Origin of the sequence: Sorangium sp. So ce131 (genome assembly GCF_051519095.1) — a bacterium.
GTDB lineage: Bacteria > Myxococcota_A > Polyangia > Polyangiales > Polyangiaceae > Sorangium.
This window is the reverse complement of sequence record NZ_CP150455.1, coordinates 6,674,276-6,692,234: the sequence shown is the minus strand read 5'-3', so window position 1 is coordinate 6,692,234 and position 17,959 is coordinate 6,674,276. Positions and strand designations below refer to the sequence as shown.

Sequence of the window (17,959 nt, the reverse complement as noted above, 5' to 3'; positions counted from 1 at the left end):
TTCTCCGTGCCGCATCCGACGAACCGAGGAGGAACCATGACCGCCGATGCCATTCCGACGCTCGCCATCAACAGGACCTGTCCTTACGCGCCGCCTGCGCAGCATGAACAGCTCCGAAGAGAGGCCCCCGTCGCCAAGGTCAAGCTGCCGTCGGGCGCGACGGCGTGGGCCGTCACCCGGCACGAGGACATCAAGACGGTCCTGTCCGACCCACGGTTCAGCGCCAACCGGCGCCACCCGAGCTTTCCCCACCTGTCCCCGGAGCCGCCGCCGCAGCTGATCTCGAAGCCGCTGCTGCTCGACATGGACGGGCAAGAGCACGCGTCTTCGCGCCGGGCCGTGGTCGGTGAGTTCTCCGTCAAGCGGATGGCCGCGCTCGCGGCGCGCATCCAGCAGATCGTGGACGAGCATATCGACGCCATGCTGGCCGGGCCCCGCCCGGTCGACCTGGTGCGGGCGTTGTCCCTGCCGGTGCCCTCGCTGGTCATTTGCGAGTTGCTCGGCGTGCCTTACGCCGATCACGAGTTTTTTCAGGCGCGCTCCGCGAGCCTGGTGAGCCGCAAGTCGTCGAACGAAGAAAAGGCGCGCTCCTTCTTCGAGCTCCTGGCTTATCTCGACAAGCTGGTGCGCGACAAGGAGCAGAACCCGACCGACGACCTGCTCGGTCGCCAGATCGTCAAGCTGCGCGAGGAGGGCGCCTACGATCGCGAGGCGATGGTCAACATGTCGTTCCTCCTCTTGCTCGCGGGGCACGAGACCACCGCGAACATGATCTCGCTGAGCACGCTGGTGCTGCTGAAGCATCCCGAGAAGCTCGCGGTCCTCCGGCAAGACCCTGCCAAGACACCCGCGGCCGTCGAGGAGCTGCTGCGCTACTTCACCATCGCGGAAGGCGCCGTCGCTCGGGTCGCCATCGAGGACGTGGAGCTCGGCGGCGCGCTCATCCGGGCCGGGGAAGGCGTCGTCGTGCTGGCGAATACGGGCAACCGCGACCCGGCGGTCTTCGAGCACGGAGGCGAGCTGGACGTCGAGCGTGGCGCCCGGAACCACGTCGCCTTCGGCTTCGGTCCGCATCAGTGCCTCGGTCAGAACCTGGCCCGGCTCGAGCTGCAAATCGTCATCGACACGCTGTTCCGGCGGATCCCCACGCTGCGCCCTGCCGCGCGCGAGGAGGAGCTGTCATTCAAGGATGACGCCGCCGTGTACGGCATGCACGAGTTTCCGGTCACCTGGTGACAGGAGCCGATGATAGAGGCGGCGGCGACGCTCCCAGAGCTCCGAGATGAAGAAGGTGCGTCATGAGAATGCGCGTACTCGTGGAATATGAGAAGTGCTGTGGCGCGGGGCAATGCGTGGTGGTCGCGCCGAAGGTCTTCGATCAGCGCGATGACGGGATCGTGATGCTGCTCGACGAGACGCCGTCACCGGAGCAATACAGCGCGGTGCGCGAGGCGGTGAGCATCTGTCCGGGCGCGGCGCTGCAGCTGGAAGAGAGCGAATGAGTGGCAGAGCCTCCGGCCTCCGCTGGTGATTGGCTCGCATCGACGCGACGCGCGCTCGCGAACGCGGACAGCGGAGGGCGACAGCAGCGGTCACTTGTAGAACGCGACGTCGTCGATCCAGAAGTTGAACGCCTGGCCCGGACCGAAGCTGAACTGTATCTTTGAAATCCTGTCCTGCGCGATCGCCTCGAAGAGGCCATATCCGCTCTGGGTGAGACACCCGACAGGGACCTTGAAGTGCTTCCAGTCCGAGGTCAGGGCGACGCTCGTGTGGAAATGGTCGTAGCAGGGCACCTGACCCGCCATGGCGCCGCAGATCCCACCGCCCGCGTCGGTCTGCTGATCGACGAACGTCACGAACATCTCCCTGGACGACTCGCCCTCGGCGCGGGCCCAGAAGGTGATGCCGCGGTACCCGGTGGCGTCGTAATAGGCGGTGCTCAGCTCGAAGCCGACGCCGGCTCCCCAGGAGGTAAAAAGCTCGTTGCCGCTCGTGTGCACGGCCCTCTCGCTGTCGACGCGCGCAGGCATCATCGCCGCGACGAGCTCGGCCCGCTCGGAAGGCGCTTGAGCTCCGCCCTCGGATCCGTCGTTGTACGCGAACCAGGACCCCTGCCGAGGGGTTGCGTCGTCACTCTTGAGGATGCCGATGTTGCCATCCTCCATGTCGTCGATCATCGACAGCTCCAGGGCCTCCTCCGGCGATACCTCCAGGCTGGTACAGTCGGGGCGATCGCCGCCGGCTCCAGCGCTCCCGCTGCCGGCGCCCGTCGCCACCGCGACGTCCTCTCGCACGGGCGCCTCGATCCCGACGATGGCGTTGCATCCGGGCCATGCCGCGGCAGCGCAGAGCGCGCCGGCTCCCGCCGCGAGAGGCACGCGCGCCATGGCCCCGCCGTCCGCCCTGCGCCGGCGACGCCGCATCAGAAGCTCCCTCGCAGGGCGATCCCGCGCGGCCCCAGGGCGATGTGCGCGTCCGGGCGCTCCGGCTTCGGCGCCGTCAGGAACAGCGCGACGCCGCCGGCGAGCGCGGCGCCGCCGGCGAGGAGCAGCACCGTGCTCACGTCGCCCGCCACGACGGCCTGCTCGCGCGCCTCGTACCCGACGTCATCGCAGACGTTTCCGTCGTGGCAATGGCCAGCCGCGTTGCTCTCGTTCAGCTTGATCACCGCGCGAACCCCGAAGAACACACCGATGCCGGCCGCGATCAGCCCGGCTCCGCCGACCACGAGACCCGCGGTGCGCTGGGCGCCTCCCGTCGCGGAGCGTGAGCCTCCCGGCGCGATTGCAGGCGCGTCGCGCCCGTCGGGCTCCAGCGCGGGGATCGCCACCGACACCGCCTCTCCGTCCGCCGTCACGACCGCGGACCGCTTCCACGGCTTGCGGTTCCTCGCTGTCGCCACGATCTCGTGCTCTCCCGTGTCCACCGGCAGCGACGCGCCCCACTGCGGCTGGCCGAGCGGCACGCCGTCGCGCCTGATCTCGAGCCCTCGGTAGCCCCGCACCACCTCCGGGACGTCGACCGTCAGCGTCGCGAGCCTGGGCTTGAGCGCCGCGGCCCACGCGCCCGCGCGCGCCGATCGCTCCGCCTGCCCGGCCTTGGCCGCCAGCGCCTCGACGATCGTGTATTGCGCCCAGGCGCTCGCGAGCTTCCCCCACGCCTCGTAGCACTGGCCCAGCGTCAGCTTGGCGCCCAGCCCGTCTGGCACGAGCCGCGCGACCTCCTCCAGCTTGCCGCACGCGCTCGCGAAGCTCCCGGCGTCCATCTCCGCGGTGGCCTGGTCGTAGAGCGCCTGGGCCGTCAAGGCGGCGTGCCTGTCGACCTCCTGGGCCTGCGCCGGGCCGGGCGCGATCAGGGCCGCGGCAAGTGCGATTGGGGCGAGCTCGCGCGCGCCTCGATCCGCTGAGAACATCGGTGCTTCACTCCTCCCGTGGGTCCGGCTTGGGCTGCCGCGCGAGCACGCGCTCAGTAGATTCCTTCGTACTTCCTGGGCGGCACCGCCGGCGCCGCGATCGTGGCGCCGGCCGCGCCGGCCGCCGTCGTGGTGTGCCTCGGCGCCGGCGCCGAGCGCGGGCGCACGGGCGCTGTCCGCCGCAGCGGCGCGCTGGGCGAGCTCGCCGGCGCGGCCGGCGCCGAGAGCGCGGAGGCGCCCGGCCGCGGCGCCGGCGCCGCCGCCGGGGAGCGCTCGACAGCGCTGGACGCCGCGGTGTTCACCGTGGTCGGAGCAGGCACCTCGTGTCCGGCCGGGGGCACGACGGGACCGGCGATCTCCTGCGCCGCGATCGACGGCGCCGCCGGAGCGGACCGCTGCTGCTCCGACAAGGGCAGCCAGCCGATCCCGACGGCGAGCGCGGCCAGCGCCGCGCCCGCGATCGACGCCCTCCGGGGGACCCTGTGCAGCCTGCTCCACACCCAGTCGCTGGTGCGCGCGGCCGGCTCTGCGCTCTCCGAGAGGGACTCTGCCTGCTCGTGGCCCGAGCTCGGCGCCGGCGCTTCCGCCGTCGGCAACGGCGGGCGCGCGGGGATCCGGTGCAGCGCGGACTGCGTGTCCGCCAGCGCCGACGCCGCGGCGGGCCGCGAGCTCATGGCCAAGGGCGCCGCGGGATCCGGCCCGCGGGCGGACGTGAGCACGCGCAGCGCGGCGGCCAGCTCCTCGACCGCCTGAAACCGGTGCTCCGGCCGCTTTTGCAGGCACAACGCCACCACCGTGTCCAGCTCGTCGGGGAGCCCCGTCCGCTGCCGGCTGGGCAGGATCGGCTCCTCTTGCAGCACGCTCGCCACCACCTCCGTCAGCGTCTCTGCGGGAAAGGGCATCATCCCCGTCACCAGGTGGTGCAGGACCACGCCGATCGACCAGACGTCGCTCCGCGTGTCCACGCGCCTGGCGCGGGCCATCTGCTCCGGCGCCATATAAAAAGGGGAGCCGAGCAGGACGAGGGTGTTGGTCAGATCCGCGGCGTCGGGCTTGATCCGCTTGGAGATGCCGAAGTCGAGCACCTTGACGAGCGGCGCCCCGTTCGGGCGGCGCGTGAGGAACAGGTTGGCCGGCTTGAGGTCGCGGTGCACGAGCCCCTGGGCGTGCGCCTCGGCCAGCGCGTCGCAGACCTGCAGGACGTAGTCCACCGCCTCGCCGACGGGCAGCGGCCCGCGCTCAAAGACGATCTGCTGCAGGTCGCTCCCGACGAGGTGCTCCATCACCATGTAGGGGGCGCCGGTCTCGAGCTTGCCGACATCGTGGACGCGGACGACGTGATCGCCCTTCAGCTGCACCGCGGCGCGCGCCTCGCGCAGGAACAGCTCCGTGGCCTGGGCATCGGCGAGCGCCCGGGGCAACAGCAGCTTGATGGCGAAGAGCTCGCCGAGCTCACGGTGGCGAGCCGCCACGACCATCCCCATCCCGCCGCAGCCGAGGACGCGCTCCACCGCGTACTTGCCGAGCAGGACGTCTCCTACATGTACCGGCGTGTCGAGCTCCTTCACGGCGTCTCGCCCCAGGCTGATGAGCACAGCGCGGCCACCGTTGAGGAGGACGCAGCAATGATGGACAATCGTAGCCGCTGTCGCGGAGCTCCGTCAACGCCAGCGCTCCATCACATCCACTTCCCAACCAGGAAAGCCATAATCCGTCGCACTGCAAAATGCCGCTTCCCGGCTCGTCGACGACATTGTAAAGTTGCGGTTGTGATGGAGAGCGCGGCGTCTCACGTCGCGGCGTGAAGGGGCGCGTGGGCTGGACGTCGATCGGCGGTTTCGCCGCAGGTTTTCGACGCGTGATACGAGACGTTCGTCCAGCTGGTGAGTGGGCGCTTGTATGCGCTCGTGGTCGCTCCACCGCGGGACGACGGCGCCTCGGATCTCGCGAGGGCCCGCAGGAGCAGCGCAGCCTTCGTTGCTGACGTGGTGAAAACCGGAGGTCCGTCGGCATTCGAGCTGAAGTGCGTGGCGATGGAGGAAAACTTAAGAAAGAGGCTTTACCTCCTCGTCTCGTCGTCATGAGCTTGAAATGTTGAGTCAAGTTTCGGTGGACGAGCCCAGGTGCTCGTCATGAAATCTGGAGCGAGCTCTCTCTCTTGTGTATGGTCGCCTCATGCGCAACGAAGACCTCGATGGTAGATCTCACGGACGACACTCGAGCTCCCGCGCGATCAGCCGGCTGCCGGGCCCCCTCGGTTGCGGCGCGCTCGCGCTCGGCCTCGTCGTGTTCGGATGCGAGGGTGAGGACAGCCGCGGCGAACCCACCGGGACCACCTCGAGCACCGGGAGCACGACGCAGGCGACGACGGGCAGCGGCGGTGGTGGAGCGGACAGCGGCGGCGGCGGGTCGGACAGCGGCGGCGGCGGCGCGGGCGGCGGCGCGCCTGCCGTCCCGTCGATCGTCATCGACGGCGAGACGCACACCCTCACCTGGGCCGACGAGTTCGGCGGCGAGCTCGGCGCAGGCCAGCCGAGATCGCAGATCAACGCCGGCTTCTGGGGCAAAGAAAACCTGGGCGTCAACTTCGAGCAGCAGGCCTACACGAACCGCGAGTGCACCGATCACCCGGATACCTGGAACTACTGCGTTGAAGACGGCAAGCTCACCCTGCTCGCGCGGGAAGAGCCCCTCGATTGCGTGGTCTGGAAGACGTGCGCGGGCCCCGCGGACTGCGACGCGAACGGGACCTGCATGGACGGCTATTGCCTGAACGACCAGAACCAGAACGGCGTCTGGGATCACGACGAGTGCGCCCCGCACACCGGCATCGCCAACCCGCCTGCCAACGGGATGACGTACACGTCCGGCCGCCTCAGCACGGACGAGAAGGTCGAGCTCCGGTACGGCTACCTCGAGTTCCGGGCGCGTATGCCCTTCGCCGAGCTCGCGGCGGGGGACGTCCCGCCGAACGGCATGTGGCCCGCCATCTGGCTGCTCGGCGCGAACGGCGCCCTCAAGGACGGCGGGGTGGAGGACAGCGTCGGCTGGCCGATGACCGGCGAGATCGACGTCATGGAGTACACCCAGATCAAGGAGAACCCCGCCCTGTACCCCGACAACAAAGCCATGGGGTTCAACGCGCTCTGGCGCGAGCGCCCCGAGGCGGGGGAGCTCGCGGCGAACCCCGGCGGCTGGGAGCCGAACGCCTGCAGCGCGTGGCCGAACGGCGGCGACGCGAAGTGCGACGCCGACGTGGGCGGCGCGCGGTCGACCTGGGACGGCGCGACCATCGATTACCACGCCTGGCACACGTGGGGATTCCTCTGGGACGAGGACCACTTCGCGATCTACATCGACGACCTGCCGCAGGACGGCGGAACGCCCGTCGGCGTGTTCAGCGTCGGAGAGGGCGCGACCGAGTTCCGCCAGCCCATGTACCTCATCATGAACCTCGCCGTGGGCGGCGAGCTCGGCTGTCTCGGCTGGAAGGACCGAACGTGCTCCTCCGCCGCGCAGTGCGCGAACGGCGCCGCGTGTGTGGACGGCCAATGCGACGAGACCGCGGCGTCGTGCATCGACGTCGACTGGGCGACGCAGGGCGACCTGGCCAAGCTCGAGGTCGACTACGTCCGCTGGTATCACCGCGCCTCGGGGTACCCCAGGCCGCCGTCGGCCGCCTGCCAGGACGGCGATGGCGACGGCGAGCCCGACAACATCATCAAGAATTGCGGGTTCAACGAGGACCACACGTACCACCGCAGCGACATCTTCTTCGAAGGCGCCGGCGGCCTCACCGAGATCGTCGACGAGGGCGGCGACCACGGCTACGTGCAGTGGGTGCGCGTCGACAACAGCGGCACCCAGCCGTGGCACGTCCAGGTCCGGCAGGAGGGCTTCCCGCTGGCAGCCGCCACGGAGTACACGTGGCAGGTGGACCTCCGGGCCAGCGCGCCCCGCGTCGTGCCCATCAAAGTCGTGCTGGCCCACGATCCCTGGACGACCGTCGCCGCCTTCGACTGCGACGTCGGGACGGCGTGGTCGACCTGCAGCCCCCCGCGCTTCACGCCGCCGAGCGCCGGCGCCTACAAGCTCGAGATCGACCTCGGCGGCGACGGCGCGAACAGCCACGGCGGCACCGAGGTGTACATCGATGACCTCTACCTCGGCACGGCGGACCACGCCTGCCAGCCGGACTGCACGGGCGCCTCGTGCGGCGACGACGGGTGCGGCACGACGTGCGGCGCGTGCGCCGCGGGCCTAAGCTGCAGCGCCTGGGGACAGTGCGCCGCGGTCGCTGATTGACCTGAGTCCCACGTTCGCCCGGATCGCCCAGCCCACCAGCGCGGGCGCGACGACTCGCATCGAGGCATAGGCCAGTATGCCTATGCCGCGAGCCCGCGATCCCGGCTATGAGCTCCTCGGAGCGAGGTGCGACCAATGATGAACGGACGAACGAGTTTACCAAAGCAGGTTCTGCTGGTAGGAGCGCTCGGTGCTGCCCTCTGGGGCTGCGGCAGCGGCGGCGACGGGAACACCAGCGGCGGCGGTGACGGCGGCGGTCCCGGCGACGGCACCAGCGCGGGTGGTACCTCCTCGGGCAGCAGCGGCAGCCCCGCGTCGGGAGGCACGACGGCCTCCTCCGGCGGTGACGGCACCGGCGGGAGCGGCGCCGGTGGAAGCGCGACCGGCGCGGGCACCGGGGGCGCGGGCACCGGGGGCAACGACACGGGCGGCGGCGGGAGCATCACGTGCCCGTCCCCCGCGTTGAGGGCTGGCGACACGAACCAGACGGTGACGGTGGGATCCTCGAGCCGCAGCTTCGTCTTGCACGTCCCGGCCGCGTACGACGGCAGCAAGCCGGTGCCGCTCGTCGTGGACTTCCACCCTCTCGGCGGCTCTGGCCCGTCGGAGCGATCGGGCTCGCCCTACCCGGCGCAGACCGACCCAGAAGGGGTGATCATGGCCTTCCCGAGCGGCCTGTCCGGACCCTCGGGCGGCGCCTGGAACGTGGGCCCCTGCTGCGTCGCCGACACCGACGACGTGGCCTTCGCCAGGGCGCTGGTCGCCAAGGTCCAGGAGACCGCCTGCATCGACCCGAAGCGCGTCTATGCCGTCGGCTTCTCCATGGGCGGCGGCATGTCCCACTACGTGGCTTGCCACGCGGCCGACGTGTTCGCGGCGGTGGCGCCCGCCGCCTTCGATCTCGCGCAGGAGAACGAAGGCGGCTGCAACCCGTCACGTCCCATCAGCGTGATCTCGTTCCGCGGCACCTCGGATCCCATCGTGCCCTACGCCGGTGGATACTCCTCGGTGGTGCGGGGCATGCCCATCACGTTCCTCGGCGCGAAGGCGAGCTCCGAGAAGTGGGCCGAGATCAACGGATGCACCGGCCCGGCCTCGGCCGAGGATGCCCAGGGCTGCTCGACCTATTCGAACTGCCAGGACGGCGTCGATGTGATCCTGTGCACGAAGCAGGGCGGTGGTCACGAGCCCGGCGACGCGCGGATCGGATGGCCCGTGCTGAAACGGCACACCCTGCCGTAGCCTTGCCGGAAGAATCTGCTCTTGCTGCACCGCGCTGGTCGCGGCTGCCGTGGGGCGAGCGAGCGCGCGCGTTGACCGCTGACGCCTCGATCGTCCATACTGGCAGCTGATATCTTGCGATCCTGCTTCCTGAGCGGCCTCGTCGTTCAGGGCCAGGGCAGGAGCCGACCGGCTTGGTTATGAAGGTCAGCGGAACCACAATCCTGACGCGGAAGACCTTGGTGAGCCGGAGGTTCGGCTCGGAGGCGTGGCGCGGCTTCTTTCGTGACGTGGCGCTGGCCAACCCGTGGTTCCGACGGCCGATTACGGCCAGCAGCCTGGTTCCGCTGCCCGCGTTCCTCGGGTTCCACGACGAGCTCGTGCGGCGCTTCTATCCGGACGGCAAGGACGCGCTCTTCGAGCTCGGGGCCGAGTCGGCTCGGTGGGCGCTCGTCGACGGCCCGCTGCAGCGCCTCGTCCAGGATCCGGAGATCTCCTCGCTGGTCACGACCATTCAGGATGTATGGCACCGGTACTTCGCCGATACGGAGAGCCGCTCCCAGGCGACCCTGAGCGATTCCGGCATCGAGTTTCGGGTCCGTGACCTCCCGGCCTGGCATCCCTATTTCGAATACTTCGTGGTCGGGTACACGAAGGAGATGCTGGAGCTCTATTGCGCCAACCCGGTCTGGACGCATCGCTTGACCGGGGGACGCGGGACGACGTACGCCTATCTGCTCACCACCGATCCTGTCCCCACCGCTCCTCCGCGCGGCGATCTCGCAGGCGCAGGGCGCGGTCGGCTCGTCCGGCCGCGCAAGGCGCTCACGGCGCGCGAGCTGGAGGTGCTGCGGCTCGTCGGGGCCGGCAAGACCAACCGCGAGATCGCCTTCGTACTCCGCATCTCGGAGAAGACCGTGCAGCATCACGTCGCCCACGCGTACGACAAGCTCGGCCTGTACAGCCGCGCCGGCGCGACGCTCTGGCTGGCCGAGCGGGGTTTCCTGGGCTGACTGACCGGCGGCAAGACCGCTCCTGGCCGATCCGCCGGGGCTCGCACGCCGCTCGGACCGCCGCACGCGCGCGGAGCACGCGACCGACGCCACCGGAGGTGTGGGCTGCCCTGGGTACATCCGCGGCGATCCAGGTGAATTGAGGTGCAGGCTCACCTGGTGCGATGAGAGCTCCGCCGCACGCGGCGTTTGCGATCGAGCACAACCGTCCAGGACACTGATAGGATGGATGCGCGGCTCGGGGGGGCGCGCGGCCGCATCTCATGGAGAGTCTTGCAAAGTCACGACATTTGTCGTCACGGCGAGCGGATCGCGGCGCGGCGCCGAGGCCCAGCTTCGGACGGCGCTCTCACGGGCGCGCGCGGTTCGAAGGTCGGGGGTCTCCTACTTCCTGTGCGCCCATGCGACATGGCATTGCCAAGGCCAAGAAAGCGGAGCTTGTATGCAGAGCTGGATCGACCCTGAGCACCAGGCGCTGACGAAGGGCGCGACGAAGGCGCTCAAGGACAACGCCGTGCACAACCGGAGCGGCCTCCCGCCGTTCCGGCTGCCGCAGGTCGCGCAGCAGATCCTCACCGAGCTGCTCCATTTTCTCTCCACGGGGGACACGGGGCCCGCCCTGTCGCTCGGGGAAAAGCTCGGTCACCAGGGGCTCGGGCTGCGCGCCCTGCTCGGCCTGAGCCGCGCCCTCGTGCGCGAGGTGCTGGCGCGCCTCCCCGGGACGGCGCCCGAGGCGCTGGAGCAGGTGGCGCGCGTGAACGATTACCTGACGCTGCTCGTGGACGCGGTGGCGGAGAAGGAGCGCCGCGAGATCGGCGTCCAGCGCGACGAGATGCAGCTCGCGCTCGAGAGCGCGATACAGAACCGCGAGAGCGAGCTTCGCCGCATCATCCTCGAGCTCTCGACGCCGATCATGCCCGTGTACGACCACATCGTGGTGCTGCCGCTCATCGGGAAGATCGACGCCGAGCGGGCGGCCAGGATCACGGAGTTTTTGCTGCGGGCCGTGGTGGAGCGGCAGGTGCACACCGCGATCCTGGACGTGACCGGGGTGCCGGCCGTGGACGGGGAGGTCGTCGCCGCGCTCGTGCGCACCGCGCGCGCGCTCGAGCTCCTCGGCGCCCACCCGGTGCTGGTCGGCATCCGCCCCGAGATCGCCCGCGCCCTCAGCGAGCACAGCGTCGACCTCGCGGGCATCGTCGTCCTTTCCAACCTTCAGAGCGGCATCGTCTACGCGCTGCGCCGGGAAGGGCTCGAGGTCTCCAGCAGCCCGCTCTCGCAGCGCAGGTCTACTCACGGGTACCGCGGCCGCTGACGAGCGCGCCGCGAATTCGATCCAGGAGGGAACAATGGAGATCGACACCACCAAGCCGCACATCGGTCGGGTTTACGATTATGTCCTCGGAGGGCACCACAACTACGAGGTGGATCGCCAGGCCGCCACGGCGATGATGAAGATCCTGCCGACCTATCCGAAATGGGCGAAGCTCAACCGCTGGTTCATCCAGCTCGTCGGGCAGTTATGGTCGGATGGGGGCATCACGAACGTGCTCGATCTCGCCTCGGGGCTGCCGACGCAGGGCCACCTCAACGACTACCTGCCCGAGGCTCGTATCCTGTTCTCGGACATCGACCCGGTGAGCGTGACCTACGGACAGCAGATCCTGGCTGACAAGCCGAACATGCGCTACATCCAGGCGGACGTGCGAGAGCCGTCGCCCTTGCTCGCGACGGGGGCGGAGTTCTTCGGCGCAGAGCGCCGCCTCGCGGTGGGGTGCATCGGCATCATGTACATGATGGACGATGAGAACGCGCGCGGCCTCATGCGGAAGCTGCACGCGTTCTGCGCCCCCGGCAGCGTGCTGGCCGTCAGCTTCGCCGTGGCGCGCGCCGCCTCGGGAGGGGGCCTGGTGAACGCGGCCGCGTCCCTCGCAGGGATGAAGGTCTACCCGCGCAGACCCGAGGAGATGGCGGAGCTCATCGGACCGTGGAAGGTCCATGAATGCCGGCGCCTGGTGGAGTGGCTCGACCTCGAGGACTTCGTGACGCCGGATGAATACGACGCGAATCCGATCGAGATGCACGGCTTGATCGCGCACCACTGAAGGCGCCGCTGCCGGCGGGTCGACGCCGGAGCAGAGCCGCCGGCGCGAGCCGGTCGTCGAGCCGCCCGTACCGTGCTTCAGCAAAATTTTGCTTTTACCGAGGGATTTTCCCGTAGGCCGGTCTCTTTGTAGGCGGGCTGTGCTCACGGCCTCTGCATCGGCACCTCAGCGCGTAGGGGGCGTGACCGGCGTCCCGCGGCGAGTGGTTTTGTCACACAACCGAAGCGCTATCGACATAGAATCGTCATTGGACCGCTGGGTTTAAGGAGTGGCCGATGAGATTACGAGACCTGCGTTACGTGTTGCCCTTTGCCGTGTTGACCGCCGCGCCCCTCCTGGGCTGTGGCGGAAACGAATCCAACCCTGCCGGGACGGGCACCGGCGCGAGCGGCGGCACGAGCGGCGGTACGGGTGGGGGTGGCTCGGATGGGGGAGGCACGGGTGGAACCGGCGGCGGGGACGACAAGCCCGAGGAGCAGCCCGATTACGAAAACGCGTTCCCGCAGGACCGGGTTCCCCGCATCGACATCACCATCACGCCCGAGAAGTGGCAGGAGATGGTCGACGACCTGACGTCGATGATCGGCGAGTTCGGGGCGCAGGGACCCGGCGGGTTCGTGCCGCCGCAGGAGTGGGTCGACGCCTGCAACGGGCTCGCGGCCGGCGACGACTGCACGGTCGATCTCTTCGGGTCCCCCGCCGAGGGGACGTGCGGGGAGCTCCCCGGCGGCCTGACCTGCCAGCCGAGGCCGCCGGATCCCGGCGAGTTCGAGCCGCCGCAGGACTGGATCGACGCCTGCAACGATCTCGCGGCGTCCGACCCCTGCACGGTCGACCTCTTCGGGACCGAGACCCAGGGGACGTGCACCGAGCAAGAGGCCGGCCTGGCCTGCATGCCCAACGGGCCGGGAGGGGTGGGCGGCGACCCCGGGCTGATCAGCAGCGTCGATCTCATCCCGCGCTCGCCGGTCTACGTCGAGTGCGACGTCGCCACCGAGGACCGAAAGTGGCAGCACGTCGGCATCCGCTTCCGGGGCAATGCCAGCCTGCTCCTGCCCTGGGGGGCGGGTAACTGGAAGCTGCCGCTGCGCCTCAATTTCGACCGTTTCGAGGACACCTACCCCGAGACCAAGAACCAGCGCTTCTACGGGTTCGACGGGCTGGCGTTCACCAGCAGCTACCTGGATCCGTCGCTCCTGCGCGAGAAGCTCGGCACCGACATCTTCGCCAAGGCGGGGATCCCCGCGCCCGCGGCCGCGTTCTACCGCGTCTTCATCGATCACGGGGAGGGGCCGGTCTATTTCGGGCTGTACACGGGGATCGAGGTCCCGTCGGACGACTCGTTCCTCGACACGCACTTCGGCGGTCACAAGGGCAATGTCTACAAGCCCGACGGCACCGGCGCGCGATGGGAGACCTGGGATCCCGACACCCTCGTCAAGGAGAACAACGAGGAGGAGGCCGATTTCTCGGACGCGCGCGCGCTGTTCGACGCGCTGCACGCCAACCGGACCGACGCCGCCGCCTGGCGTGCGGGGCTCGAGGCGCGCCTCGACGTCGACGGCTTCCTGCACTGGCTCGCGCTGAACACGGTGATCGAGGACTGGGACGTGTACGGCCGCCTGCCGCACAACTACTACCTCTACTCGGACCCGAACAAGAACGGGCAATTCACGTGGATCCCGTGGGACCACACCTTCGCGTTCATCGACTCCGAGGCGGGCGGAGTGACCCCGATGCCGGCGCTGCCCCTCTCGATGGAGGGGGTGGACGAGAAGTGGCCGCTCATCCGCTACCTGCTGGATGATCCGGTGTACCTCGAGGTGTACCGCGACTATGTGGCGCAGGCCGCGCAGGAAGAGTACGAGCCGGCCGCCGCGGAGACGTGGTTCCAGGCGGCGCACGACCTGATCGCGCCGTATGTCGTCGGGGCGGAGGGCGAGATCGAGGGGCACACCCACCTCGCGTCGCCCGAGGACTTCGACAGGGGCCTCGAGGCGCTGATCGCCCACGCCAAGGGGCGTGCGGCGGACGTGGCCGCGTACCTCGGGCAGTGACGCGCCGATGACCCGACCCACGATGGCCGTCTGAAGCCGGGGCGGCGCGCTGACGGGCGCTCCGCCCGCGTCAGCGCGCCGCGCTGGTGTCAGCGCGGCGCGCTGGTGTCAGCGCGTCTGCCCACGACGATGTACTGCTCGGGCAGGTCCTCCGCGACGGTCTCCGGCACGAGGCCACCGGCGCGGAGCTCTGCGGAGACCGCCTCGGCGGAGATGCGGTACTCCTTCGGGGGTCCGTGGCGCGCGGCCTCGGTGAAGTCGACGACGACCACCGCGCCGCCAGGGCGGAGCGCGGTCTTCAGCTTCGCCGCGTAGGCGGGGCGGCCCGGGATGTGGTGCCAGGTGTCGACCACCAGGATGCGGTCGACCGAGCCGGGCTCGAGCCCGGGATCGTCGGGGCTGACCTGGCGCGCGGTGACGTTGCCGAGCCGCTCGCGGGCGGCGCGCTCCGTCATGTAGCGGACCATGTCGCGCTCGATATCCAGGCCGATCACGGCGCCGGCCGGCCCGACCGCGCGGGACAGGTGCGGCAGGAAATAGCCCGTACCGGCGCCGAGATCGGCGACCCGCATGCCGGGGGTGATCCGCATGGCGGCGACGACCTCCGCGGGCTTCTGCCAGGCGTCGCGCTCGGGGCCCTCGAACTCGGGCACCCAGTCCTCGGCCCGCTCGAAGCGGTGCACGAGCGGCCCCGCGCCGTGGGCGTGCCCCGCGCCGTGGGCGTGCCCCGCGCCGTGGGCGTGCCCCGCGCCGTGGGCGTGCCCCGCGCCGTGGGCGTGCCCCGCGCCGTGGGCGTGCCCCGCGCCGTGGGCGTGCCCCGCACCGTGGGCGTGCCCCGGGGGGCCGGCGCCTTGCTGCTCGTGCGGGGGGCCGTGGCCCGCGTGGGTGGCCTGCGCGGGGCTTGCAGGATCGCGCGGGGCGCCGCTGCCTGGCGCGGCAGCGTCGGGCGTGGTGCTGCAGCTGCTGAGGAGGGTGATGAGCGCCGCAACAGGCGCGGCGGAGCGAGGACGGCGGTGCATCCGCGCCCCCTACCACGACCGCAGCGCCGGAGCCCAGGAGGCGCACCCGCCGGGCCGGCGGCGGAGTCGACGGCGAGGGCCGCGAGCGGCGAAGCCCACGACGAGGGCCACGCCGCGGGCGGCCCCGCGAGCCGCCGCGCGCCGTGGCCGACAGGTCACTTGGAGGGCAGGAAACGCAGGGACGCGAGGCGCAGCAGCTCGCCCGTGCCGCCGGTCACCTTCAGATAGACCTCATGGGTGCCCGCGGTCGGCTTCACATCACACGTGATGTTCTTCCACTCCTCCCACTCCCCCGTGCCGGGAATGTTGCAGGTGCCGATGGCCGAGCCGCCCGCCAGCGGATCGATCCAGACCTCCACGGCGCCGCCCTCGCCGGCGCTCGAGGCCTTCAGCTGGATCGCCTTCGCGTGCACGCCGCCGCTGCCCAGATCGACGCTGCCGTACATGGCCCAGTCGCCGTTCTCCAGCCCGTCCAGCACCGGACCCGCCGACGCGCTCGACGCGACACCGGCGCCCGATTGCTGGTTCGCATCCGCCGCCGGGATCCGGGTGAACCCGTCCCGGTACGTGAACAGATCGAAATCAGCGCGCTTGTTGGTCGCGAACATGCCAGCCTGGTTGCCGATCCAGGTGTGGGCCATCGCATAGAAGTGGTCGAGCGTGGAGATGTCGATCTCGGGGCCGACCTGCGTCCATTCGAGCCGATCGGTGCTGAACCAGCCCGTGGCCTTGTGGCCCGTGCGGACCAGCTTCAGCCAGACCGTCGCGTCCTCGGGGGCCGGGACCGACCCGCCCACCACGACCGGCTCCTCGAGCTCGGTGTACGCGCTTGCCCCTTCGCCGAGCGGCTTCACCGAGCGCGACCGGAACGAGAACCGGATCGTATCGGTCTTGTTCTCCATGACCCGCGCCACGGAGACCTCCATGATGGCGGGGAGCATGAAGCCTTCGCCGCTGTTCATCCACGTCGGGGCCGCGAGCACCTGCTCGTCCTGCCAGTAACCGTTGCCCACGCTGATGCCAGCCGCGTCGCCCTCGGCCTCCGGCTTGAACTGCAGCTTCACGACCACGTTGCTCGAGCGCAGCGCGTCCTTCTGCACCACCCGCGTGGTCTCCCCGGCGCCCGGCTTGATCCGCAGCCAGCCCTGGCGGTCCGTCACCGAGTACTTGTCCTCCGACGGGCCGAAGGTGGTCCACGCGGAGCCGATCTCGTTCGACGAGAACTCGTCGTTCACGGGCAGCAGGAACGGCACGCCGCTCGGCGGCAGCTTGGGCGCCGGCAGATCGCGCACCTCGGTCGTGTACTTCGGGACGGGGATGGTCTCGCCGTCCACCTCCTGCTCGTCCCAGGTCACCGACAGGAGCAGGCCCTCGCGCGCCAGCCCCTGCCACTCGCCGTTCTTCCAGTCCTGGGTGCCCACCTTGGTGCAGTCGTACGAGTGGGCGAAGGTCCACCAGGTGCCGTCGTCGAGCTCGAACGGCGCGGTGGTGTGCTGCACGCCCGCGTACGGCTCCTCGCCGGTCAGCACGTAGCCGAGCCAGTGCCAGTCCTCGGGGGTGCTGCCGACCAGCTTCTTCGAGGCCCAGGCGTGCAGCTGGCCGCCGCAGGCCGTGTGGGTCGACACGAAGTAGTAGTACCAGTCGCCGCGCTTCGCCATCGTCGGCCCCTCGGCCCACTTGCTCCAGTCCGGGTTGCTGAAGTCCCCGCAGCCGCCGGTCTCCTGGTCCCAGTTGATGAAGCTCAGATCGACGGTCGACTCCGGCACCAGCATCCCGGTCTGGGGATCGATCTCCGTGACCAGGTTGATGCCGAAGTCGTTCGGGTGATCCGCGTCCCATTTGCAGAGGCCGTTCTTGATGATCATGAACGTCTTGCCGCTCTCGGGATCGATGAACACCGAGTTGTCGGACCCGGTCCCTCGCTCGTACGCGGTGTCGCTCCCGGGCGGCGTGTAGGGGAAGATGTCGACCTTCTGGGGCTCCGACCACGGGCCCGACAGGCTCGGCGCCGAGGAGAAATACTGGGTCGCCTTGATGGCGTAGTAGACCCGGTACACGTCGCCGGCCTTGACGATGAAGCCGCCCCACGTGCCCTGGCCAGGGCCGATCTGCTCCTTCAGCGCGGGCGCGGTGGAGTGGACCACCCGGGTCACGCGCTCCCAGCGCACGAGATCCGTCGAGTGCAGGATCTCGAAGGCGGGCATCATGTGGAAGTTCGACCCGACCAGGTAGAAGTCGTCGCCTTCCCGGTAGATGTTCATGTCCGGGTGATCGCCGGGCAGCACCGGGTTCTGGTAGGTCGTCGGGCTGAACGCGGTGCCGAACAGGGCCGTCAGCGTCTTGTCCGCGCCCAGGGTGAACGTCGCCGGGTTGTCCAGCCCGGTGTCGGCGCCGCTCCATCCAAGGAAGTTGAAGCCCGGAGCGGGCGTCGCGGTCACGGTGATCCAGCTGCCAGACTTGTGCGTGTAGGTCCCGGGCCCGGGATCGGTCGTGCCCTCGCCGCTGCTCTCGATGGTGAGCGTAGACTCTAGATCTTCGCTCTCTGCGCAGGCCGCGAGCAAGGACCCAGCCAGGAGAATCGCCATGACAGGCGCGCCACGTTGCTTCATCGTTCGCTCCTCGCTGGCGCCGCGCCAGCGCTCTTCATCGTGCTCCGGGAACCGGCAGCAAAGGCCGAACCCCCGAAGGCAAGTCATGCGGGAAAAATCCGCCCTGGTTGAAATGTGAACGTAGCCAATATGGCTCTCGGCACCCATATGCACCGCTGAAGGCGCGCGTCAAACGTTTCCGACCTTCGATATCGGGTCCAGCGGCGCGCGTGCTG

General features: G+C 69.8%; 13 protein-coding genes. 8 read left to right on the top strand and 5 right to left on the bottom strand.

The annotated features are described in order from the left end of the window. Positions 1-36: 36 nt before the first annotated feature. Positions 37-1,236 (top strand): cytochrome P450, encoded by a 1,200-nt coding sequence (locus tag WMF43_RS24415; protein ID WP_437683570.1) that lies wholly within the window; start codon positions 37-39, stop codon positions 1,234-1,236. A 68-nt stretch (positions 1,237-1,304) separates the two neighbouring features. Next, entirely contained in the window at positions 1,305-1,502 is a 198-nt protein-coding gene (locus tag WMF43_RS24410) for a ferredoxin (protein ID WP_437684071.1), read from the top strand. A gap of 90 nt (positions 1,503-1,592) precedes the next feature. On the opposite strand, the gene WMF43_RS24405 is transcribed toward WMF43_RS24410, so the two are convergent. From WMF43_RS24405 to WMF43_RS24395, 3 genes are read right to left on the bottom strand one after another with little or no spacing between them, the layout of a single operon-like run. Continuing rightward, positions 1,593-2,390 (bottom strand): hypothetical protein, encoded by a 798-nt coding sequence (locus tag WMF43_RS24405; protein WP_437683568.1) that lies wholly within the window; start codon positions 2,388-2,390, stop codon positions 1,593-1,595. 35 nt (positions 2,391-2,425) lie between these two features. After that, positions 2,426-3,415, bottom strand: coding sequence for a hypothetical protein (locus WMF43_RS24400; RefSeq protein WP_437683566.1), 990 nt, complete (start codon positions 3,413-3,415; stop codon positions 2,426-2,428). Positions 3,416-3,468: 53 nt separating this feature from the next. Continuing rightward, complete coding sequence (locus WMF43_RS24395; RefSeq protein WP_437683565.1) at positions 3,469-4,983, bottom strand: serine/threonine protein kinase; 1,515 nt, start codon at positions 4,981-4,983, stop codon at positions 3,469-3,471. Positions 4,984-5,590: 607 nt separating this feature from the next. Here WMF43_RS24395 and WMF43_RS24390 point away from each other — a divergent pair. From WMF43_RS24390 to WMF43_RS24365, 6 genes are all read left to right on the top strand, one after another. Further along, positions 5,591-7,720, top strand: a complete 2,130-nt coding sequence (locus WMF43_RS24390; RefSeq protein WP_437683563.1) for a glycosyl hydrolase — start codon at positions 5,591-5,593, stop codon at positions 7,718-7,720. A gap of 135 nt (positions 7,721-7,855) precedes the next feature. Next, positions 7,856-8,962: an alpha/beta hydrolase family esterase gene (locus tag WMF43_RS24385; RefSeq protein ID WP_437683561.1), complete on the top strand. Its 1,107-nt coding sequence runs from the start codon at positions 7,856-7,858 to the stop codon at positions 8,960-8,962. Positions 8,963-9,183: 221 nt separating this feature from the next. Continuing rightward, a complete protein-coding gene (locus WMF43_RS24380; RefSeq protein WP_437683559.1) occupies positions 9,184-9,954 on the top strand; it encodes a response regulator transcription factor in 771 nt (256 codons plus the stop codon). A gap of 442 nt (positions 9,955-10,396) precedes the next feature. After that, positions 10,397-11,269 carry an STAS domain-containing protein gene (locus WMF43_RS24375; protein ID WP_437683558.1) on the top strand — a complete coding sequence of 291 codons (873 nt, stop codon included), beginning with the start codon at positions 10,397-10,399 and terminating at the stop codon, positions 11,267-11,269. 34 nt (positions 11,270-11,303) lie between these two features. Next, positions 11,304-12,059 (top strand): SAM-dependent methyltransferase, encoded by a 756-nt coding sequence (locus WMF43_RS24370; protein ID WP_437683556.1) that lies wholly within the window; start codon positions 11,304-11,306, stop codon positions 12,057-12,059. A 275-nt stretch (positions 12,060-12,334) separates the two neighbouring features. Beyond that, complete coding sequence (locus tag WMF43_RS24365) at positions 12,335-14,116, top strand: CotH kinase family protein (protein ID WP_437683554.1); 1,782 nt, start codon at positions 12,335-12,337, stop codon at positions 14,114-14,116. An 89-nt stretch (positions 14,117-14,205) separates the two neighbouring features. On the opposite strand, the gene WMF43_RS24360 is transcribed toward WMF43_RS24365, so the two are convergent. After that, positions 14,206-15,135, bottom strand: coding sequence for a class I SAM-dependent methyltransferase (locus tag WMF43_RS24360; RefSeq protein WP_437683553.1), 930 nt, complete (start codon positions 15,133-15,135; stop codon positions 14,206-14,208). 155 nt (positions 15,136-15,290) lie between these two features. Next, positions 15,291-17,744 carry a family 43 glycosylhydrolase gene (locus WMF43_RS24355; RefSeq protein WP_437683551.1) on the bottom strand — a complete coding sequence of 818 codons (2,454 nt, stop codon included), beginning with the start codon at positions 17,742-17,744 and terminating at the stop codon, positions 15,291-15,293. Positions 17,745-17,959 lie beyond the last annotated feature (215 nt).